The following is a 21,351-nucleotide window of genomic DNA, read 5'->3' as shown; positions in this document are numbered from 1 at the left end:
ACAAACCTTCAACTCAAAAACAATGGATCTAATAGTCTATTAAACATTTTTTGAAAGATAAGTCTAAAGGTACGTTTACTATACATTCTAGTATTGTATGATAGGTTTATAGAATTAAATCCAGACTATGTACTAAAGCACAAGAAGTAAATCTAGTATACTAAAAGGAGATAATTTAAACATGAAGAAAATTGCTCTAACCGCGATTGCCTCTCTTATGCTGGCAACAAGCATATCTGCAGGCAGTGTTGCCGCTGCGTCAAAAACGCATATCGTGCAGCCGGGAGAAACTCTTTATAAGATTTCTACTCAATACAAGATTACCGTAACTGAATTAAAGCGTCTGAACTCTCTTACTTCAAATAACATTAAGGTGAAACAGAAGCTGATTGTAGAAAATAAAGTGAACTCGTCGAAAGCTGTATCTTCTACTAATTCATTTACTGGCACATTGTCATCAAGTAAACCTGTCACACAGCCGAAACCGCTGGTTACAAGTGCACCATCCAATGCGTTGAGCACTAGATTGGTGGATATCGCAATGCCCCTTCAAGGAATTCCTTATGTATGGGCCGGCGTAACTCCTTCGGGATTTGATTGCAGCGGATTTATTTACTATACGTTCAACCAGGCAGGTGTGAAAGTCCCTAGACTGGATACAATCGGATTCTTTAACCGTTCCGTTTTCGTCAAAGATCCTTCAGTGGGAGATTTGTTGTTTTTCCAAAATACATATCGTCCCGGCATTTCACATATCGGGATTTACCTTGGAGACAATAAGTTCATTCACGCAGGTGTGAAAGAAATTGAGATTGCATCATTGGATTCTTCATACTGGAATACGCGTTTCATGGGCTTTAAGCGCTTCACGGACATAAAATAACAGCGTAAAAAACGGGTTGTTCCGCAAGTCATGGTGACTTGTGGGACAACCCGTTTATTTCTTTTACTATTATTATCTTGCAGAGTATCCGCCGTCGATGACAAGTTCTGCACCTGTGATATAAGATGATTCATCAGATGCCAAGAACAATACCGCATTCCCTACATCTTCAGGTTGTCCCAGGCGCTGCAGCGGAGTCATTTTGATCAGCATGCCGAGGATATCTTTTGATTCTTCCAGGTTTTTCGTCATTGGGGTTTCAATAACACCCGGGAATACCGTATTTACACGAATACCGTCTTTACCGTATTCAGCTGCCGCCGCTTTGGAGATTGCACGCACCGCTCCTTTAGACGCGGAGTACGGGTTCAAGCCCATACCGATAAGTGCCGTATAGGAAGATATATTAACGATTGCTCCTTTTTTCGCTTCCTTCATATATTTAGATGCATGTTTCATGCCTAGGAATGTACCGAAACTGTTGATGTCGGATAATTTGCGCCAATCTTCAATTGTAATCTGATCCACTGTTTTTTCAGTCGAAATACCGGCGTTGTTGACGAGAATGTCTAATTTTCCGAAGTGGTCGACTGCTTTTTTCATAGCCGCTTCCCATTCTTCATCTGCAGTTACGTTCAATGTAACCGTGAATATATTGTCTTGCCCGCCCCATTTTTCTTCAAGGGCTGCTTCATTAATATCTGCTGCGATTACTTTTGCGCCTTCTGCAACAAATTGTTTCACCATCATTTCACCCATACCTGATGCCCCGCCTGTAATGAATGCTACTTTATCTTGTAATCTGCCCATCATAAATCTCTCCTTTGTATTGGCTTTTCTGCCTTTGTTATTTTAATATAGTTTAACACTAAAATACTTCCGAATCAATTTTGCTGTTTGCCTGAAATCCCCTATGATTTCTTATTTCTTCTATCCCACTGCATTTATGCACACCTTGTATAAATAAACAGCATAAGATATAATTAGAACTGTAAACTACACACTATAAGTGGAAGAAGTGAACAAAAATGTTCAAAGATCAACGCTATCTTAACTATAATGCAGCGGGATTCCGGCAGGATTTGATTGCAGGGATTACTGTTGGAATTGTAGCCATTCCGCTTGGGATGGCTTTTGCAATTGCATCGGGCGTCAAACCCGAATATGGTCTGTACACGACGATTATCGCAGGTCTGTTAGTTGCACTGCTTGGCGGTTCACGCTTTCAAATAGCGGGTCCGACAGGGGCGTTCATTCCTATTTTGCTGGCAATCGTCCTGCAGTACGGCTATGAAGATTTACTGATTGCCGGCTTCCTGGCCGGGATTATCCTTGTCGTCATGAGTTTCCTCGGCGTCAGCAGCCTGATTCATTTCGTCCCCCGCTCGGTGACGATTGGTTTTACCGCAGGGATTGCCGTCATTATTTTCACCGGACAGTTTCAAAACTTCTTTGGACTGACCGGCGTGGAGAAGAAGGAATTTTTCCATGAAAGCATGACGGAAATTGCACGCCAGTTCCACACGGTCAATACGTTCAGTATATTGACTGCCGTAATCGGTCTGGCCGTTATTTTTATTTTACCGAAGATTTCCAAGAAGATACCGGTGCTGCTCGTAGCACTGCTGATACCGACGATTTGTTCTATTCTGTTTTTCCCCGGGAAAATCGAGACGATCGGCACTGCATACGGCGGGATTCCACAGCATCTTCCTGCTTTTCATTTCCCGCAGATTACACTTTCTAAACTGGTTAATCTGTGGCAGCCTGCTTTGATCATTGCAGCGCTTGGAGCAATTGAGTCCTTGCTGTCTGCTGTCGTAGCAGACGGAATGAAGAGCAACTTGCCGAAACATGATTCCAAAAAAGAATTATTCGGTCAAGGTATCGCCAATATAGTTACACCGCTTTTCGGCGGAATACCAGCTACCGGGGCGATTGCACGTACCGCCACGAACATTGGCTCAGGTGCAGTCAGTCCGATTTCGGGCGTCATTCAAAGTCTGTTTGTTCTTGCATTCTTATTACTATTCGCACCCTATGCCTCTTACATTCCATTAGCAGCAATGGCGCCAATTCTTATGTATGTCGCATGGAATATGAGTTCACGAAAAGCATTTGTTCAAATTGCTTCATTGCGCTCAGGTGACTCCATTGTCCTGCTGACCACATTCCTTCTGACAATTTTCGTGAATTTGACGATCGCGGTAGAAGTCGGAATTCTGCTTGCTGCACTTTCCTTCTTACGGAAGATGAGCGGCTCACTCGATATTAAGCAGAGTAAGCTGAGTGATGTGGAGAAATACAAACTGTCTGAAGACGATGAAAAAGATCTGATTAAGTTCAAGTTATCCGGACCGCTGTTTTTCGGTACGGCGAAGTATTTCGAGGACCGTTATCCCGAACTTTTGAAGCTTGACCAGAAGACGATTATTTTAGACATGAAAAATGTAACAGCTATTGACGCTACCGGTGAAGCTGCCCTGTCCGCACTTCTTGACGAAGCGCGGCAGCGAAATAAGCGGCTGATTTTCAAGAAAGTGCCGCCAGAAAAAGTAAATCTGTTTAAACGAAGCGGGCTGTACGAAAAAATCGGCAAAGATAACTTCTTTATGCTGTAAGTTCTTCATCCATTGCAGAAAAGCACTGCCCCGTCCGTCATTTGCTTCTGGCTTACACCAGCACACGCAAAAGCTTCCTCCCCATGCGGGAGGAAGCTTTTTCATGTACTTTATAATTTCCATTTAAGCCGTGCATATCCTGCAAGCAGCAGAAAGTTCACCGCGGCACTGATGACAGTACCGTAAGCAATGGCCTGTGCACCGATTTGATCGACCAATGCATAAATGATGCCAATATTAATACCGAATACGCTAATAAGACTGAAGATAATCGGCGTGATCGAATTCCCTTTTGCATAATAGAAGCGTGTAATGTATGTATTCGCCGCCAAAAAGAACATCGACAGGGCAAATATTTTGAACACCGGCACCGTCAGCATAATCGACTTTTCACCGAAGTTCCCATAACCGAATACAATGCGGATCAATGGCTCTGCTAAAAAATAACAGAATGCAGTCGCAGGCAAAAGTAGCGCCACCATGTACAGCATCCCTTTTTTATAAAGCGCTTTGATCGTCTTTGTATCCCCTTCCCCCTCTTTCTTTGCAAGCATGGGATAGATGACCGTTGTTACGGCAGTCATCAGAATTGCCTGCGGAAAGCCCGTCAGTTTCGACGCATAATTAATAGAAGAAATTGCACCTTCTCCTAAACCGCCTGCCGCAAACCGGTGGATAATATAGTAGAACTGCAGCGATGCACCGCCGAATAAAATCGGAAGTGCCAGCCACCACATTCTTTTAATATCGGGCGGCATACCGAATGAAGGCTTCAGTGACGACAGATTCGCGCGCTTGATGCCCCAATAGAGGAACAAAGCCATCATGAGCGCACTGGCCATGGCGCCGACACCGTATGATTCGGGACCGAGCCACTTCGTCAGCAGCACACCGACTAGAACAAACGCGGCATTATACAGCAAAATCGCCAGACTTGAGAGCTGAAAGCGGTCATTGATGTTCAGCAATCCGCTCATCCAGGTTGACATCACCAGCACAATGGAGGAAGGCATCATCCAAAGGAAGAGGTTCCGGACAAGTGTATAATCTTCTTCTGTTAATTCCTTGAAAAACAAGTGAAGGATCGGATTCATAAATATGATAATCAGCATAGTTATGATGGTTGCTGAAATGACAACAGTCGTGAACGCCTTTCGGACAAATAGCGGCTTGTCCATGCTCGACGAATGATAGACTGATATGAATGCGGTCGTCAGCGCCCCGCCCAGCACTAAATAAATGAAGTTTGGAATTGTATAGGCCGTCGCAATCGCATCTGCTACTGTGGATGTCCCATATTGAATCCCGATAACGACTTCACGGCCGAAGCCGAACAGTCTTGCCACGATATTGATGACGGCAACCGCCCCGATAATTTTGGATAATTTACTCATGAAGTGAATCCCTTTCCATTCTTTTCATAGATATCGTTCAATCTCTTGACGATTACTTCTGAAGAATGTTGCTGAATGATCTGCTGTGCAGTTTCATGCTGCTCTCTTGTTACTTCATTCGCAAGGGCCTGTTCCAGTCCGGCTGCAAGAGAATGGGCGTCACGCGGCTCAACAAGCGTTCCTGCACCATCTTTCAGTAAGTACGGCAGTCCGCCGACATTCGATGCTACGACTTTCGCACCGGACACCAGTGCCTCGAGCGCAACGAGGCCAAATCCTTCATGATAGGAAGGCAGAACGAGAATATCAGCTGCAGACATCCATTTGGATAATTCCGTCTGGCTGACAGGCTCTTTAAAACGGATATCTTTATTACCGGCAGCCTTTTCTTTTACTGCCGCTGTAAAACGTTCATCCTTTTGCGAGCCTATTATATAGAGAAGCAGATCATCATGTGTTTTGCGCAGCTGTTCAAATGCATCCAGCAATTCCATGACGCCTTTTGCTTCAATCACATTGCCCACAAAGATCAGCACCCGTTCATTCAAAGGCACATCCAGCAATAAACGCACTTCCTCCTGCGCCATCGTTTTAAATATATTCGTGTCCACGCCCATACTCATTATTTCTACTTTTTGCGGCGCAATGCCGTAGTCATGGATTACATGATCATGAAGCTTCTCCCCTACTGTGATGACAGATGCCGCTTCCTGCAAAATTTGTTTGGTGTAATTAGCAATGCGGGCACTTTTCTTCGCCATTTTATCAAGATCTCCGCCATGTACCGTGACAACGTACGGAATATTAAATAACTTCTTCGCCATCAGCGACAATAAACCTGTAGGAAATGCATAATGCGCATGCGTTATGCCGATTTTCTTTTTATTCCGCAGTACATACAGCAGAGAGCTGATGCCCCATGACAGATATTTTGTTATTTTATCTATTGGACTTTTCCCCGGTTCATGAATCGCAATGACTTTTACGTCTGTTCCGGCACTTTTTAATTGTTCCACTTGATTTTTCACAAAGATTCCGTAGGTAGGATGCTCTGCGGAAGGATACATATTACTGAAGACTACTACTTTACTCACTTATAACTCATCCTTTGTCGCTTTCCTGATTTACAGGATGGCTCTTTTATACGTTGAATGATTATACCACATACATCACGGATATAAAGTCGCAATAACTGTTGTCTGACTTTACCGTATGTTCTGTATATTGAAAAACCTATCTAGGAGTTTCTACTAAAATTTCAATGTGACTTCTCTGTGTAATTCTCTTGTAATGTAACTGTAACAAATCTCATGTTTATCCGTGCTAGTATATTCCTAGATTATAAAGCACAACAGATGATTGTGCGAAAGGGGAATTTGAGAACAGCATGAAACGTCTACTGTCTCTGGTTATGGCAAGTCTATTATTCTTTTCACTTGCACCAGAATTTGCATCTGCAAACTCACCAACTTCATTAATGAGCACAGCACGTGATTACTTGGGCACCCCCTATCGACTTGGCGGGACAACCCCTACTGCATTTGACTGCTCGGGATATACACAATACGTATTCAAAAAAGAAGGTTTATCGATACCGCGAACTACAGGCCAGCAAATGGCTACAGGAACCCCTGTTTCCAAAAGCAATCTAGAGGTTGGAGATTTAGTATTCTTCAATACTTCAGGCCGCGGTGTATCACATGTAGGGATCTATTCCGGATCTAATAATTTCATTCACGCTTCTGTAAGTAAAGGCGTTATGGTTTCCTCACTGGATGATCCATACTATTGGAAAAGCCGTTATATCGGCGCTCGCCGCGTAGCAGACTTCTCTGAAACTGCTCCGAAAGAAGAGAAACAGGTTGCAGCTTCAGCTCCTGTTAAAGAAATTGTCTATGCAACCCGCGGAGAAGTTGCACAAGTATTGGCAGAAAAGCTGGAGCTTGATATGACGACTGTGAATATTGCGTTTAAAGACGTTGACGAATCAAATCCGCATTATCACGCGATTTCCGCAGTAGCTGAAGCCAATATCTTTACTGGGGACGGCGGCAACTTTAACCCGGATAAAGAATTAACTCGCGCTCAATTAGCAAAAGTGTTAGTTGGAGCATTTGAATTAAGAGGATCAGCCATTGCGAATTTCTCTGATGTTCCCAAGGGTCACTGGGCAACTGAGTACATCAACATCCTATTCCACCACAAAATTACTACCGGTTACCTGGATGGTACATTCGGTATAGCAGATAAAGTATCAGTTGGACAATTGAATAAGTTTATTGATCGTATCAATAATTGATCATACAGCCGAATGTTCTACAAGGACATTCGGCTTTTTCTATATCCGCCATTCTATACGCTTTCTTGCCCAGCTAACAGAAGTAGGAATGAAGAATCATCCATTACCGATTACTATTTTACACAGTATGACAAAAACATCTAGTAATCATTTTTTATTACTGGTAAAATGAACCTATGAGTCTAGTAATAAATAATATTTTCCAAGGAGGAACTCATGAAACAATTCAAATGGGCAACAGTCGGTCTGTTGCTGCTAACGATTCTTGCTTTCTCACCTCTTCAGTCCCTGGCAAGCTTTAAGTTTTCCGACGTCCCAGCCGATCGTGAATATTTCAAGGAAGTCCATTACATAGCCGGAAAAGGCATTGTGAACCAATCCGTTAAGTTCAACCCGGGTGATAACCTTCGCCGATCACACGTAGCGAAGATGCTGGTTATCGCTACTGGAAATGAAAATGTTCCTTTGAAAAATATGAACATCAACGGCTTAAATCCAAATGGCGAACAATACAAGTTTGCTAATATTGCACTGCAAAAAGGTTTCTTCCCGGTAACTGACGGCAGTAAGTTTAAACCAAACGAAGAAATTAAGCGTGACGAGATGGCTTATGCCATGTCCGTCGCATTTAACCTGTCTGAAAAAGTCACAAGTCAAAAACCATTAGGACTGACGGATGTCGCCAATCATAAATATGCGGATCGCATCAACGGCCTTTATTATGCTGGCATTACACAAGGCGACAATAAAAAATTCCTGCCGAATAATAAACTGACGCGCTCCCAATTCGCTTTATTCGTTGCACGTGCCATGGATAAGCAGTTTGCATTGACAGTAAAAACACCTGATCAGCAGTCCAGCGTAAAATACGTGCGTGTAAAAACAGGTGATGACAAAGATCCATTGAATGTGCGCAGTGCGCCGTCGGATACTTCCGCGATTATTGATGTGCTGCAAAATGGCAGATTGGTAGAAGTCACCGGAAGCGAAGGTGTCTGGCTAAAAGTGCGCATCAACGGTGTCGATGGATATATCCATGAGTACTTCACAACTCCTAACTTAAATGACGTGGCAACAAGTAACCCGACACCTGCACCGCCTGCCGTAACAGTACCGCCAAAACCGGCTCCTGCTGCAAAAACAATGGGGAAAGTAACTGTAAATGGCTTAAACGTCCGGTCAGCAGGCAATTCAAGTGCAGCTACTATCGGCAAACTGAACGCAGGCCAGAAAGTAGAAGTACTTTCCATTTCAGGCTACTGGGCAAAAATTCGCACCGGCAGCACAACGGGCTATGTTCATAAAACGTATTTGAAGTTATTGAATCAAACAGGCAATCCATTGAAAGACCGCGTAATCGTTGTCGACGCAGGCCACGGCGGACATGACCCGGGCACCGGAAAGAACGGCCAATCTGAAAAATCCATCACGTTGAATGTGTCTAAGAAATTAGAAGCAAAGTTAAAGAATGCAGGCGCGAAAGTGCTGATGACGCGTTCTACAGATAAGTATTATTCGTTGGAAGCACGAACAGACTTTGCAAAGAAGAACTACGCAGAAGCATTCGTTTCAATTCACGTGAATGCGGCGGGCTTTGCTGCTAAAGGAGCAGAGACGTATTATGATTCATCTTCTAACGTAAATGCCAACGAAAGCCGCGATTTGGCAACTTTCATTCAGCGTAATATCGTCCAGAAGGCGAATATGTCTGACCGCGGAGTGAAGAACAATCGTTTTTATGTTATCCGTAATAATAACGTGGCCGCTGTACTTGTAGAGCTGGGCTTCCTGACGAATTCACAGGATTATGCGAAGCTTACGAGTGAGACGTACATGAATATTTATGCGGATGCAATTTATACAGGTTTGTATCAGTACTACAGCAAGCAATAAGCAGCTCTCCCCCCTTCCGAATATTTTCTGGAAGGGGGTTTTTGTGTGGCGGGTTGGGTCGTTGCTCGACTTGTTGTTGGGGATTGAAGTTGGCGAGTGTCTGCTCTTTGGACCCGCGCAGGCACGTGGGGGATTGCCTTTCGTCATGAGCCAGCTGGCGACGCCTCAGTGAGTTCAATTCCGTTCTGGCTCTGGTTTTGGGATCGTTGCTCGATCGGTTGTCGGGGATTGGAGTTGGCGAGTGTCTGCTCTTTGGACTCGCGCAGGCACGTGGGGGATTGCCTTTCGTCATGAGCCAGCTGGCGAAGAGCATGCCAACTGTCTCATGACTTCGGCTGACCCCGCAGTTGTGCCTGCGCTGCTGAGTGGGGGCAATCCAGGTTGCTGTTTAAAAGAGAAGAAGTGCAGTGACTGGTTGACGACTTGCGTGTGCTTTGGCGAATGAAGTGTCAGATTCTGCTTCCCTCCTAACTAAACGGAGGCGCCTTACGAGCGGTAGGCGTAGCGATGAGACTGACAGGCGTTCCTCCTGTCTGGCTCATTGCGGAAGCCATCCGCAAGCGCCGCAGTGAGTTTAATGCCGTTCTGTCTCCGGTTTTGGGATCGTTGCTCGTCTCGTTTTCAGGGATTGAAATTAGCAAGTGTCCGCTGTTTGGACCCGCGCCGGCACGTGGGGGATTGCCTTTCGTCATGAGCCAGCTGGCGAAGAGCATGCCAACTGTCTCATGACTTCGGCTGACCCCGCAGTTGTGCCTGCGCTGCTGAGTGGGGGCAATCCAGGTTGCTGTTTAAAAGAGAAGAAGTGCAGTGACTGGTTGACGACTTGCGTGTGCTTTGGCGAATGAAGTGTCAGATTCTGCTTCCCTCCTAACTAAACGGAGGCGCCTTACAAGCGGTAGGCGTAGCGATGAGACTGACAGGCGTTCCTCCTGTCTGGCTCATTGCGGAAGCCATCCGCAAGCGCCGCAGTGAGTTTAATGCCGTTCTGTCTCCGGTTTTGGGATCGTTGCTCGTCTCGTTTTCAGGGATTGAAATTAGCAAGTGTCCGCTGTTTGGACCCGCGCCGGCACGTGGGGGATTGCCTTTCGTCATGAGCCAGCTGGCGATAGTGCGTGCCAGTTGTCTCATGACTTCGGCTGACCCCGCAGTTGTGCCTGCGCTGCTGAGTGGGAGCTATGCATGTACTCTTTTAAAAGAGATGAAGTTCAGTGACCGGCAGACGACTGGCGTATACTTTGGCAAAAGACGTGTCAGATTCTGCTTCCCCCTAACTGAACGGAGGCGCCTTACAAGCGGTAGGCGAAGTGATGAGACTGACAGGCGCACTTCCTGTCTGGCTCATTGCGTAGCCATCCGCCAGCGCCGCAGTGGCTTCTATGCCGTTCCCCTTGTCCCCTTATAATGACGGCAACTGGTGTAATCCAGTTATGATACACAAGAACAAAGCCCGTCCGCACAGCACTTGCCCGACACTTTTCCAAAACCAGAAGCCTAAGTGACTTCCACTCACTGAACGGAGGCGCCTTACAAGCGGTAGGCGAAGTGATGAGACTGACAGGCGATCTTCTGTCTGGCTCATCGCGGAAGCCATCCGCCAGCGCCGCAGCGGGTTCAATGGATTCTCCATTTCCTTCCACCCTTCATTGCCCTCTAACTGGCTTAATGGTAAACTATGTATAGTAATCTTATATTTCAGTATTATCAAAATTGAAAGGTGGAAACGTCTATGACTACGAAGCTGATCAAATGGACCGCCGCGTCTGCGCTGCTGCTGTCTGCCGCATCTATCACGCCGACAATCGCCGCTGCAGATCAGACGGACAAGTTCTCTCTGACCGTCCTGCACTCGAACGATACACACGGACACGTAGGCAATGCACCCGAACGCGCCGCAGTCGTTAAGAAACTGAAAAAAGAACACCCTGCGAATCTCTTGCTCGATGCAGGGGACGTATTCTCCGGCACCTTGTACTTCAATGAATTTGAAGGCGAAGTGGACATGAAAATTATGAACTATCTCGGCTATGACGCTATGACGTTCGGCAATCACGAGTTCGATCTCGGGCGCTCAGAAAACGGGCATGGGTCCCTTGCCAAAATGGTTAAAGCGGCCCAGTTCCCTATCGTATCTTCCAATGTCGATTTCTCGAAAGATCCATTATTTGACGGCCTGCAGAACGATATCATTACAGACTCACCTGAAAATGGGCAGATTTATAATGGCATTATCAAAGAAGTAAACGGCGAGAAGATCGGAATCTTCGGTTTGACGACGGAAGAAGTTGTGTCGATCTCCAGCCCTGAAAAAGTGACGTTTACGAATTATATTGCAGAAGCGAAAGAAGCGGTCTCTGCATTTGAAGCTCAAGGAATTAATAAGATTATCGCGATTACGCATATTGGATTTGACGATAATAAAGCAATCGACAACGATCAGGAATTAGCGAAAGCCGTGCCGGAAATTGATATTATTGTCGGCGGTCATACACATTCTAAACTCACTGAGCCTGCAGTGATCCATGCGGATACGGATCCTGTTATCATTGTACAAGCGAATGAATACAATAAATTCCTTGGCCAACTGGACGTGGAGTTTGATTCAAACGGAGTAATTACGAGTTACAGCGGAAAGCTTCACGAGATTGGCGGCGAAGGAGCTGAGCGTGATGCCGGCGCGGCTGAAATTCTGGCTCCTTACACGAAGCAAGTGGAGGAACGAATGGCGAGCCCGGTCGGAGCAACTTCTGAAGTATTCCTGAATGGACTGCGGAATCTGGGCGGTGTGCGTGCTAGTGAAACGAATCTGGGGAACTTGATTACGGACGGTATGCTGCAGAAAGCGAAAGAAATTGATTCTGATGTGTCCATCGCATTCCAAAACGGCGGCGGAATCCGTTCTTCCATCGATAAAGGAGAAATTACGTACGGAGAAGTTCTGACGGTGCTGCCTTTTGGCAACCCGCTGGCCATCGTAGAAATCAGCGGCGCAGAGTTGAAATCTACTTTTGAGCACGCAGTAAAAGAGTATCCGAAAGAATCAGGCGGTTTCTTACATGCCGCGGGTATGAAATTGCTTTTTGATCCTTCTAAACCGGCTGGCAGCCGTATTGTTTCATTAGAAGTGGACGGTAAAGAAGTAACGGACAGCAAAATGTACAAAGCAGCTACAAATGTCTTTACTGCACGCGGCGGCGACGGCTTTGAAGCGTTGGGCAAGGCCTATGAAGCGGGACGCGTCAGTGAGCCCGGCTTCTCAGACTGGGAAAACTTTGCGGATCATCTGAAGTCATTGAAGACCGTGTCAAAAGGCATTGAAGGACGCATACTGGCAAAAGTTCCGTTTGCTGATGTGACAACGGATAACTGGTCTTACCCGTACATTTCCGATTTATATTACCGCGATCTGCTCAGCACAGAGACGGACGCATTCAAACCGGGGAACAAACTGACTAGAGCACAGGCCACTTCATTTATCGTCAGAGCGCTGGAATTGCCGACTGACCATGTGACTGCTTCCCCTTTCAAAGACTTGAAAGACTATGCGGCTGCTACACAAAATGAAATTGCGGCAGCGTATGCACAGGGAATTGTTAAAGGGTACGGTGATCAGTTCCAGCCGAACCAGCCGGTGACCCGTGCGCAATTTGCACAAATGATAAAACGTGCGTATGAAAATTACACAGACAAGCCATACACAGCTGCTTCTTCTACCCCATTCGGTGATCTGGGCAACTACAATAAAGAAGCAAAAGATGCCATTGCGATGATGGCGGAATTGAATATTGCAAACGGGGACCAAGGCCATTATATGCCTTCTGCTTCCACTACCCGTCAGCAAACAGCAAAACTAATTTCCAACTTTATCCTCAATATAAAACAAGTGGAGAAAGCAAAATAAGTTGCTAAAATAGGCCGGTAAGAGAAAATTCATTCTCTCGCCGGCCTTTTTATTATACAGTCAATTGATTTATTTCATTTGTGAATACTTGCTGCGCTTTGGAAATATCCGCTTGGTGACCCATTTCAATCAGTGTTTCTCCAATTTGCATGACCGCTTTCTCCAGCATGTCGGCAGTGGTGTTGCCCATATGCCCGATACGGAATGCTTTTCCGACCAGGTGAGCGAGTGAGCCCGACAATACCGTTCCTTTAGCTGCCATCGCTGCGCGGAACTCCGCGTCATCTACCCCTTCAGGATACAGGATGCAGCTCAATGTCGGTGCCGCGACTTCTTCTGAAGCGATCGCATTCATGCCGTAGACTGCCAGGCTTTGACGGACTGCGCGGCCGAATGCTTTATGTCTTGCGATACGGGCATCCATCCCTTCTTCCAATACAATTCGCAGCCCTTCTTCCAGCGCATACACTAAGTTCACTGCCGGTGTGGCAAAGTATTTGGAAGGATCGTGCATGACAGGCAGCCAATTATAAATATCGCAATAATATGCTTGCACACGCTCCATCGCCGCGCGTGCATCCAATGCCTTTTGATTGAATGCAATCAACGCCAGACCCGGAGGCACACCAATCGCTTTTTGTGATCCTGTCAGGACGATGTCGAGCGTATTTCCTTCACCGCCGTATTCTCTGCTCATATCTTCGTCCATTGCAGTAGAAGCACAGACGCCGTCTACGATCACGAGAGAGCCATGTTTCTTGATAACGGGGACGACAGCTTCCAGATCAGCCGCCACACCTGTAGATGTATCTGCATGTGTGACAGTGACCGCCTTGTAATTGCCGCCCGCCAGCTTACGGTCAATTTCCTCAGGCGTTACTTGCTGTCCCCATTCCGACTGCAATACATCCACTTGAATGCCGAATGCCTGCCCGAGCTTGATGAAACGGTCGCCAAAGTACCCTTGGCTCACAACGAGCAGCTTCTCGCCTTCTGCAATCGTATTCACAATCGCCATTTCCATTGCAATTGTTCCAGAACCTGCGACTACGAACACTTCTCCGTCTGTATTGAAAATTTCTCTTGTCTGATCGATCGTCCGTTTATAGATTGTAACGAAACGGGGATCGGTATGTGACCATGTCTCGCTCCCCATTGCATCATAAATGGAATCTGCTACCGGAGTAGGCCCGGGAATTAACAGCATTTCTTTATTTCTCATTATCTAACTCCTCCTTTTAATGAAGTCCATGCCTTCTATCATATCGAAACTATCAAAATTTTTCAAATATAAGAAAAGGAGGAAATTGGACTCGCGCCCAATTCCCTCCCACTTTTCACTCCATCTGCTGGCAGATGTTGTGACCCCGTTATCATATGAATACCCTTTTGTTGAAGCGTACAGGAATTTCTCCCAAAAACCCTGTTTAGTACAGCGTACGTATTATTAGAACTGTGCTGTTTCAGTTGAACCAGACATAGCAGTTGTTGAAGATTGACCTTCAGAGATCACTTGTGCAACTTCGTCAAAGTATCCTGTTCCAACTTCACGCTGGTGACGAGTAGCTGTGTAACCTTTTGATTCGTTATCGAATTCAGCTTGCTGAAGCTCGGAATATGCACCCATACCGCGAGTCTTGTAGCCGTGAGCCAACTCGAACATGCTGTGGTTTAATGTGTGGAAACCAGCAAGTGTTACGAACTGGAACTTGTAGCCCATCTTGCCAAGTTCAACTTGGTACTTCTCGATTGTTGCTTCATCCAAGTTTGCTTTCCAGTTGAATGAAGGTGAACAGTTATATGCAAGCATTTTTTCAGGGTATTTCGCGTGAATTGCATCAGCGAATTCTTGAGCTTCTTCAAGTGATGGGTGAGAAGTTTCACACCATACTAGGTCAGCATACTCTGCATAAGCAAGTCCGCGTGCGATTGCTTGTTTGATGCCTGGCTTAGATTTGTAGAATCCTTCCGGCGTACGCTCTCCAGTTAAGAATTCTGCGTCAGCTGGATCGATGTCGCTAGTTACCATATCAGCAGCATCTGCATCTGTACGAGCGATGATTACTGTGTCTACGCCCAGAACGTCAGCAGCTAAACGTGCAGCAGACAGGTTGCGAACTGCGTTTTGTGTTGGAAGCAATACTTTACCGCCCAAGTGTCCGCATTTCTTTTCAGAAGCTAATTGGTCTTCCAAGTGAACACCTGCAGCTCCTGCTTCGATCATGCCTTTCATCAGTTCAAACACGTTCAATGGACCACCGAAACCAGCTTCCATATCTGCAACGATTGGAGCGAACCAATCGAATCCGTCTTCACGGCCTTCTGCATGGTCGATCTGGTCTGCACGTTGAAGTGCTTGGTTGATGCGCTTGACAACTGCAGGTACAGAGTTTGCCGGATATAAACTTTGGTCAGGATACATTTGTCCTGCAAGGTTTGCATCAGCAGCAACTTGCCATCCGCTTAGGTAGATTGCTTGTAGACCAGCTTTAACTTGCTGTACCGCTTGGTTACCTGTTAACGCACCAAGTGCATTGATGAAATCTTCTTCGTGAAGTGATTTCCAAAGGCGAGCAGCACCCTTTTCAGCCAGTGTATTTTGAATTAGAAGTGAACCGCGCAGCTTTACTACATCCTCAGCAGTATAGTTACGTTTGATTCCTTTCCAACGACTATCCTCGGCCCAGCTTTTCTCCAGTTGTGCAATTTGTTCTTGTCTTGTTGACATTTTCTTCACACCTTCCCAATTTTTCAACGGCTAGCTGTTACAGTCTGTTTCATAACAGCTATCTTCGTTATGTATTACTATATAACAGGGTGTTAGAATTGTCAGTCCATTTCGACAAAAGGGCTTTTTTAGAGGATGAAAGAATGGTAGAATGGATGAAAGGCCTTACATTAGAGTGTAATTATATAAAAAGGGGATTATATGAATAAAATGGAAAATAACGACGTCCCAAAAAAAGTATTACATCAATATGCCACCATTTTAGAAGACTGGGTTCCAAAAGATGCTTCTATCGCCATTGCTGTGGCAGAACGTTATATCTACTACGAGCCGGGCATGCATGATATTCATTTGAAGGAAGGCCAGAATATCCAGACAGGCAGCATTGCGGAAGCTACCATCAGAGAACAGCGCAAAGTGGAAGTCGTCATGGATAATTCCCTATACGGCATGCCTTACTTCGGAATCGGCTATCCTATTGAAGTTCAAGAAGAACCGGGGGCATTGATCATTATCTTGCCGCCAAATTTCCATGTATTGAAACGCGATCAGCTACAGTTTCTTACAGGCAAGAAAGAAGATGAATGGTTTCCCATTCCTCTCGATCAGGTCAGTTATATAGAAAGTCTTCACAAGAAAACTTGGTTTTATACGGCGGGTGAGAGCTACAACACGAGCTTTACGTTAAAGGATCTGCAGCTTCGTCTGCCCAGATGCTTCCTGCGTATCCATCGTTCGTACATCATCAACATGAACAGCATCGAGAAAATCTCCCGGGACTTTTCATCGAACCTTGTCATTAAGCTGGTCAATGGCACGGAATTGCCTGTCAGCCAGACGTATGTCACTGAAGTACGGTCTATGCTTGGATTTTAACTATTTCTGTATTTACTGTTATAGCACTTGAACACAGCTTCTGCCTCCCATAATTAAAAAAAGACTGAAGATGACTTCCATAGTTTTGGAAATCCTCTTCAGTCAGGGCATATAATGTATTTTATATGCTTTTTTTTATGGCTTCTGTGAACTGACGCGTCCCCTTCATGGCTGCTTCGTATAATGTATCGGAAAGTTTTGCGGTTTTTTCGCATGTATCATTCCAGTCAGATGCCAACGAATCGTAGGCGTCTGCCAGGTAGCTGTCTGATGTATGCATCTCATCAATCGGGATGGCTACATGGGATAAATCCGCAAGCTTCATAAAGTCCGTCACTTTATGATGATAACAAACTGCGATCACGGGTGTTGACGTGCATGTTGCGAGTATGAGTGAATGCAGTCTTGTGCCGATCAGGATATCCTGTGAAGCGGTAACTTCCAGCAAATCTTCCGGCAATAGATTGCGGTCAATAACAGTGGTTTGTTTTGATTCCTTCATTAAAGCCTGAATATCTTTCGTCACATCGGCATCCTGCGGGAACTTAGTAGCAAAAAATGTAATCTCCACAGGCTGTGCTGCTGCCAGTACATCTAAATTTTTTGCCATTCCTTCTATATACTGCTGATAAATCTCTTCCTTACTCTCCGGCCAGTATCCCCCATGATAATAAGGTACGGCTGTCACACCGATTTTCAGCGGACGGTCCGCTGAAGATTGACGTTCGCGTTTCAATGAAAACGCCGGATCCGCCATTACTTCAACTGATTTTTTCACACCTATAGATTTCAGAAGCGCTGCAGATTCCGGATCTCTGACGGAAATACTCTCCGCATGCTTGCTCATATAGCGGATAAACCATTTGCCTAATTCGCTGCTGAGCGGTCCCGCGCCGCAGCCGTATACTACATAAGGAACCCCTGAATTTTTGGCCATCATCGCATACGATCCGTATAACGGAGCTTCGCGCTTATAAAGATCCATCAGAATTCCGCCGCCGCCAATAATAAGCAGATCAAACGTTTTAACAATTTTTTTATTTTGAAGATAGGTTGCACCAAAGGTTTTCACCGCATTGCCCTTTTTATAATATAACGGGGCGCTCATTACCTGATACCGTTTTGCGGTTTGCTTCGGGTTATTGCTGAATACCGTAATTGCATCACTTGGCACGTTGAAGGTAGATGTAACTTGTGAAATGATACTCAGCAGAATCGCTTCATCACCATTATTATCGTTTCCGTAGTTCCCTACAATTCCTATTTTCAATTTCATACATCCTTTATAGATCATTTGCTACAAGTATAGCAGAATGATCTTTTTTATTGTATTCAAACGTAATAGAAGCCTCCCAATCAACGGACGTGCCATTGATCGGAAGGCTCCTTTGCTTATCGTGCCATACTTCTGTATAAAAATGCGCTGAATTGTGCCCGGTTCACCGGAATGCCCGGCATAAATTCACCTTTTTCATTTCCTGTCGTGATGCCGTGATTCGCTAATATATGAATCTGCTTGTATGCTCCGTGCTGCGGAGAGACGTCTTTAAATTTCTCCTCAGATTCTCCTTCCAAATTATACGCTTTGACTAAGATCATTGCCATCTGTGAGCGCGTTAACTGTCCTGTCGGATTAAATGTCCCGTCAGAATAACCGCCTACGATATTGGCATTAGCAATCGCACTGATTTCATTATAATAGCGGTGCGTTTTTGGCACGTCACTGAACTCTCTGCGCGCTTCTTCCACAGGCAGCAAGTTGAATGCACGGCTTAAAATTACCGCGGCATGCTGTCTCGATAACGTGTTGCCGGGATTGAATGTCCCGTCGGTATCTCCAGTAATGATGCCCCGGTCACGCAAGAAATAAATTTCCGTTGCGTAAGCGTAGGATAGCGGCACATCTGTAAAGAGTTCTTTGCTTGGATTGTCAACGACAGGCGGTACAGGATTCGTCACTGGCGGCGCTTCTGCAGACTTCACTTCAACCGGTACGGCAATCGTCTTTTTCCCAAGCGTTGCCAGCACTTGTCCTTTTCCCTCTTTCGTTGCTGTAAAAGTTCCAGAAGAAGTAATAGTGCCGATTTCGTCACCTGTGACACTCCATGTCAATTGCTGCGGCTGATAAATGATCGGCTTGCCTGAAGCATCTGACGGCGATGCAGTAAATGTGATTTTCTCTCCCGGCTTTACACTCGCTGCGGAAGCTTTCACATCCAGTCTTGCCGGCTGATCAACTACCGTCACCGGGAATGATTGTTCCGCCTTGCCGTAGTTCACAGATATACGGTCTTCCCCTGCCTGTACCGCTTTATATGTCAGTCCGGTTCCCTCGACTGTTCCTTTTGCAGAAGTCGTTTTCAGCTGTGACGGATTCGGAGTGATTGGATTATAAAATGCGTCCAGTACGTGATTGATCTTCAAGTCAGCCGTCGCGCCAACAAGCATTTCACCTATTTGAGACCTTGACACGCTGATGATTCCCGGTTCTCCTGTCGGTGCCGTACTCACGGCTTCGACAATTGCCGAAACATTCCGCTGTGTGGAATTGGATGTGCGATTCGCCAGCACCACCTGATTGCTGCCGTATTTCCGGATTCCCATTGTAGTTGAACCGCCGCCGTCAAAGTTCAACGCACGGTCATACCCTTGCGATACAAGATAATCTGCAAATTGAGTCAGCGACATTCCGTTACTGTATCCCGCGCTTGAATCCACCGTTACTAATTGCACTTGCTTCTTGTCTTTACTGATGGCAATAGCCGTTCTTGCTGTTTTCGCTGTCGCCCGCCAGTTATTCGTATCCATCGTAATATGGCGCTTTCCGTCTTTAACCAGCATCGGGCCGCTCGCCATCATGAATTCAGAGTCCTTCCATTTATCATCGATCGACAGTTTCAATGAAAGCGGATCTCCCACAGTCACGGACTTAAAGCGTTCCAATCCTTTTTTGCCGTGGATAGATACAACAAAACCGTTCGGCGGAATCGTCACGGCTTTCTTATCACCGTAGCCGCGTACGTTGACGACTTTCCCCTGGAGCTGCTGTCCATAATGCGTCGATGTGATCGGAGCATTCGTTTCCACTACCAATTCGATGCCATATTCATTGGACCCTGTAGTGTTTTTATTGTACTGCGGAGTGAAGATTATCGTTTCATCCGCCTGTCGTTCGCGGTTAATGCCTGTCATTTGAAAGACATTGCCGTTCACGCCGACTTCAATTCCTAAATTAAAATAATCAATTTCTGCAAGTCCGTTGCTCGTCAGGCCGAATGCAATCGGATGACTGACATAATAGGAGGACGCACTGGAGATGACACCGCCATTTACAATTTCATTGCCTTGTGACAGCAAATACATCGGCATGCCGGATTTCATATCGAAGAATGACGCATTTACGGCACCGACTACCCGGTGACCTTCCCTCGAATCACGGTTCGCAAGCGTTAATGTAGGCGCTGTTTTCGCAATGGGCGAAGGAAGCCCCATTTTCAGCTTCGTGTATGGATCACCAAGATTGATGCCTATGTGATTGATGTGACTGCTTGCTGAATATGTATTATGTGTGTACGTGACGCCTGAAGAAACCGGGTAACTCGTAACAACTTTTGTACTTGCAGCTGCTGAAAACGGCAGCGTGATTAGCATGGCTGCCGACATTGCGGTGATCACAACTTTCCGCTTCGTCCGGGACAGCATAGTATTCTTTTCGATAAGACAACCCCACCTTTTCTACTCTGTATCAATCTCCAGTCTACCAAATATTCCTTTAGTTTACATGTACCGTTTGTATGAAAAAACATAGATTGGCAGATTACTTGTCGAATTGGGGGCGGGTGTGGCGGATGGGTATGAGCGTTTGGGGCCCGTGATTGAGCGGTAGCGGGGCAGCTATGATCGCTTGGCCTTCGTGATTGAGCGGACGCGGGGTAGCTATGAGCGCTTGGCCTTCGTGATTGAGCGGACGCGGGGCGGCTATGATCGCTTGGCCCTCGTGATTGAGCGGACGCGGGGCGGCTATGAGCGCTTGGACCTCGTGATTGAGCGGTGGCGGGGCAGCTATGATCACTTGAACCCCTTGATTGAGCGGACGCGGGGCAGCTATGAGCGCTTGAACTCTTGATTGAGCGGACGCGGGGCAGCTATGATCGCTTGGCCTTCGTGATTGAGCGGACGCGGGGCGGCTATGATCGCTTGGCCCTCGTGATTGAGCGGACGCGGGGCGGCTATGATCGCTTGGCCCTCGTGATTGAGCGGACGCGGGGCATGTATGATCGCTTGGGCCTCGTGATTGAGTGAACGCGGGGCGGCTATGAGCGCTTGGACCTCTTGATTGAGCGGTGGCGGGGCAGCTATGATCACTTGAACCCCTTGATTGAGCGGACGCGGGGCAGCTATGAGCGCTTGAACTCTTGATTGAGCGGACGCGGGGCGGCTATGATCGCTTGGCCCTCGTGATTGAGCGGACGCGGGGCAGCTATGAGCGCTTGGCCTTCGTGATTGAGCGGACGCGGGGCAAGTATGAGCGCTTGGACCTCGTGATTGAGCGGTGGCGGAACAGCTATGAGCGCTTGAACCTCCTGGTTGAGCGGAGGCGGAACAGCTATGAGCGCTTCGGACTCGTGATTGAGCGGTGGCGGGGCGGCTATGATCACTTGGACTTCTTGATTGAGCGGTGGCGGGACAAGTATGATCACTTGAACTCTATGAATGTGCAATGAAACTTTTACAACTGGAACAGCGCATGATCAAGCAG

Annotated in this window: 17 protein-coding genes; 9 read left to right on the top strand and 8 right to left on the bottom strand. The window is 46.4% G+C overall.

Going from position 1 to position 21,351, the window contains the following annotated elements; all coding sequences use genetic code 11:
* Positions 1-181: 181 nt before the first annotated feature.
* Positions 182-883, top strand: coding sequence for a C40 family peptidase (locus tag SporoP37_RS12925; protein ID WP_085431164.1), 702 nt, complete (start codon positions 182-184; stop codon positions 881-883).
* A 72-nt stretch (positions 884-955) separates the two neighbouring features.
* Here the strand turns inward: SporoP37_RS12925 and SporoP37_RS12920 are convergent, their stop codons facing one another.
* Entirely contained in the window at positions 956-1,693 is a 738-nt protein-coding gene (locus tag SporoP37_RS12920; protein WP_085431163.1) for an SDR family NAD(P)-dependent oxidoreductase, read from the bottom strand.
* A 218-nt stretch (positions 1,694-1,911) separates the two neighbouring features.
* On the opposite strand from SporoP37_RS12920, the gene SporoP37_RS12915 reads away from it, so the two are divergent.
* On the top strand, positions 1,912-3,504 hold the full coding sequence (locus SporoP37_RS12915) for a SulP family inorganic anion transporter (RefSeq protein ID WP_085431162.1): 1,593 nt from the start codon (positions 1,912-1,914) through the stop codon (positions 3,502-3,504).
* Between the two features lie 110 nt (positions 3,505-3,614).
* Here SporoP37_RS12915 and murJ read toward each other — a convergent pair whose 3' ends face one another.
* Positions 3,615-4,898 carry a murein biosynthesis integral membrane protein MurJ gene (gene murJ, locus SporoP37_RS12910; protein WP_085431161.1) on the bottom strand — a complete coding sequence of 428 codons (1,284 nt, stop codon included), beginning with the start codon at positions 4,896-4,898 and terminating at the stop codon, positions 3,615-3,617.
* The gene (locus SporoP37_RS12905) at positions 4,895-5,992 is read right to left on the bottom strand and encodes a glycosyltransferase (protein ID WP_081244054.1); all 1,098 of its coding nucleotides are present in this window, start codon (positions 5,990-5,992) and stop codon (positions 4,895-4,897) included. The genes murJ and SporoP37_RS12905 overlap by 4 nt, the downstream gene beginning before the upstream one ends.
* Before the next feature lie 293 nt (positions 5,993-6,285).
* On the opposite strand from SporoP37_RS12905, the gene SporoP37_RS12900 reads away from it, so the two are divergent.
* The 3 genes from SporoP37_RS12900 (at position 6,286) to SporoP37_RS12890 (ending at position 9,819) form a co-directional block, all read left to right on the top strand.
* Positions 6,286-7,197: a C40 family peptidase gene (locus SporoP37_RS12900; protein WP_081244053.1), complete on the top strand. Its 912-nt coding sequence runs from the start codon at positions 6,286-6,288 to the stop codon at positions 7,195-7,197.
* Between the two features lie 216 nt (positions 7,198-7,413).
* Positions 7,414-9,090 carry an N-acetylmuramoyl-L-alanine amidase gene (locus tag SporoP37_RS12895; RefSeq protein WP_085431160.1) on the top strand — a complete coding sequence of 559 codons (1,677 nt, stop codon included), beginning with the start codon at positions 7,414-7,416 and terminating at the stop codon, positions 9,088-9,090.
* A gap of 507 nt (positions 9,091-9,597) precedes the next feature.
* A complete protein-coding gene (locus SporoP37_RS12890) occupies positions 9,598-9,819 on the top strand; it encodes a hypothetical protein (RefSeq protein ID WP_085431159.1) in 222 nt (73 codons plus the stop codon).
* Between the two features lie 138 nt (positions 9,820-9,957).
* Here the strand turns inward: SporoP37_RS12890 and SporoP37_RS17070 are convergent, their stop codons facing one another.
* Positions 9,958-10,218 carry a hypothetical protein gene (locus tag SporoP37_RS17070; RefSeq protein ID WP_157118646.1) on the bottom strand — a complete coding sequence of 87 codons (261 nt, stop codon included), beginning with the start codon at positions 10,216-10,218 and terminating at the stop codon, positions 9,958-9,960.
* Between the two features lie 598 nt (positions 10,219-10,816).
* Between SporoP37_RS17070 and SporoP37_RS12885 the strand changes: the two genes are divergently transcribed.
* Positions 10,817-12,988, top strand: coding sequence for a 5'-nucleotidase C-terminal domain-containing protein (locus tag SporoP37_RS12885; RefSeq protein ID WP_085431158.1), 2,172 nt, complete (start codon positions 10,817-10,819; stop codon positions 12,986-12,988).
* Positions 12,989-13,040: 52 nt separating this feature from the next.
* On the opposite strand, the gene SporoP37_RS12880 is transcribed toward SporoP37_RS12885, so the two are convergent.
* Positions 13,041-14,210 (bottom strand): pyridoxal-phosphate-dependent aminotransferase family protein, encoded by a 1,170-nt coding sequence (locus tag SporoP37_RS12880; RefSeq protein WP_085431157.1) that lies wholly within the window; start codon positions 14,208-14,210, stop codon positions 13,041-13,043.
* Between the two features lie 225 nt (positions 14,211-14,435).
* Complete coding sequence (aceA, locus tag SporoP37_RS12875) at positions 14,436-15,716, bottom strand: isocitrate lyase (RefSeq protein ID WP_081244047.1); 1,281 nt, start codon at positions 15,714-15,716, stop codon at positions 14,436-14,438.
* Between the two features lie 201 nt (positions 15,717-15,917).
* Between aceA and SporoP37_RS12870 the strand changes: the two genes are divergently transcribed.
* Positions 15,918-16,592: a LytR/AlgR family response regulator transcription factor gene (locus SporoP37_RS12870; protein WP_231293249.1), complete on the top strand. Its 675-nt coding sequence runs from the start codon at positions 15,918-15,920 to the stop codon at positions 16,590-16,592.
* A gap of 121 nt (positions 16,593-16,713) precedes the next feature.
* Here SporoP37_RS12870 and SporoP37_RS12865 read toward each other — a convergent pair whose 3' ends face one another.
* Both SporoP37_RS12865 and SporoP37_RS12860 read right to left on the bottom strand, forming a co-directional pair.
* Positions 16,714-17,868, bottom strand: a complete 1,155-nt coding sequence (locus tag SporoP37_RS12865; RefSeq protein WP_231293248.1) for a polysaccharide pyruvyl transferase family protein — start codon at positions 17,866-17,868, stop codon at positions 16,714-16,716.
* A gap of 116 nt (positions 17,869-17,984) precedes the next feature.
* Positions 17,985-20,267 carry an S-layer homology domain-containing protein gene (locus tag SporoP37_RS12860; RefSeq protein ID WP_198160026.1) on the bottom strand — a complete coding sequence of 761 codons (2,283 nt, stop codon included), beginning with the start codon at positions 20,265-20,267 and terminating at the stop codon, positions 17,985-17,987.
* 229 nt (positions 20,268-20,496) lie between these two features.
* On the opposite strand from SporoP37_RS12860, the gene SporoP37_RS17065 reads away from it, so the two are divergent.
* On the top strand, positions 20,497-20,718 hold the full coding sequence (locus tag SporoP37_RS17065) for a hypothetical protein (RefSeq protein ID WP_157118645.1): 222 nt from the start codon (positions 20,497-20,499) through the stop codon (positions 20,716-20,718).
* Between the two features lie 289 nt (positions 20,719-21,007).
* Positions 21,008-21,316 carry a hypothetical protein gene (locus SporoP37_RS12845; RefSeq protein ID WP_085431153.1) on the top strand — a complete coding sequence of 103 codons (309 nt, stop codon included), beginning with the start codon at positions 21,008-21,010 and terminating at the stop codon, positions 21,314-21,316.
* Positions 21,317-21,351: the final 35 nt, after the last annotated feature.

The sequence above is a fragment of the Sporosarcina sp. P37 genome (assembly GCF_002109365.1).
Lineage (GTDB): Bacteria > Bacillota > Bacilli > Bacillales_A > Planococcaceae > Sporosarcina.
Note: the sequence above shows the minus strand (reverse complement) of the source record. Positions and strands in the feature narration are given on the sequence as shown.